At 39.3% G+C, this 848-nt stretch carries 2 protein-coding genes; both read left to right on the plus strand.

Annotation, left to right across the window (positions count from 1 at the left end; translation table 11 throughout):
- Nucleotides 1–218 precede the first annotated feature (218 nt).
- Nucleotides 219–554: a hypothetical protein gene (locus CG11_RS26225; RefSeq protein WP_052599922.1), complete on the plus strand. Its 336-nt coding sequence runs from the start codon at nt 219–221 to the stop codon at nt 552–554.
- Nucleotide 555: 1 nt separating this feature from the next.
- A partial coding sequence (locus tag CG11_RS26230; RefSeq protein ID WP_156039914.1) for a hypothetical protein occupies nt 556–848 on the plus strand: 293 nt, incomplete at its 3' end.

The following is an 848-nucleotide window of genomic DNA, read 5'->3' on the forward strand; positions in this document are numbered from 1 at the left end:
AAAATTCGTTTTTTAGCACAAAATAGCGGCATCTTTGTACTGTTCATAACAAGCAATAGAAGCAAACCCAAACAAATTTACTTATGTGCCACTAAACCCTTTTACCCATGCTCATACCTGAGAAGATGGAAATAGTCATCAAACCCGACTATTTAGGAATCGGCTTAATTGGTTTAACGATTTTATTCATTCTAGTCATCAACAAAAAAGTCCTTTAGATGAAAGCAGTAGCAAAAGCCATCTTAACCTGGTTTGTTGGTTTATTTAATGTCGGACTATACAAGATGACCGACGGCATGGATAGCCTAGTGTTGTCCTTGGTTCGGAATGGAGTCGAAGAGCAAGCCAATGAGTTAATCCGCCTGTACCAGTTGGTAGAATATCAACAAGAAATCTTAGTGATTTTAGACGTGTTTAAATGTCTTTTGATGGTGATTAGCATCTTGTTTTTATTCATCGTGAACCAACCACGAATCAGCAGTTTTTTCTCAAAAGGCTGCACCAAAATCAAAGCATTGTATCAAAAATTAATTCAAACAAAACCCGTAGCTTAAGATGGCAACAAACAAAGTATTAAGAGTCTACATCCCAATTACGAAGGATTTAGCAGTCGCATCGGATCAAGCCTTAGTGAATGGCAAACCATCCAACCTTCCTCTGGGACCAGGAGAATACCAAGTAGAGTCGATTGAAGATTTAGAAAAAGCAGGCTTTCCAATTGATTGGAGCCGCTCCTTGATGGCATCAGGAGCCAAAGGACAAGTACAAGAAGGCCATTTTGAATTCCGTTTGTTGCTTCCTGACAGCAAAAAAGAAGATGGCACCTACGATTATGCAGCCAAAGGAGT

Source organism: Aureispira sp. CCB-QB1, assembly GCF_000724545.1.
In the GTDB taxonomy this organism is placed as follows: Bacteria; Bacteroidota; Bacteroidia; order Chitinophagales; family Saprospiraceae; genus Aureispira.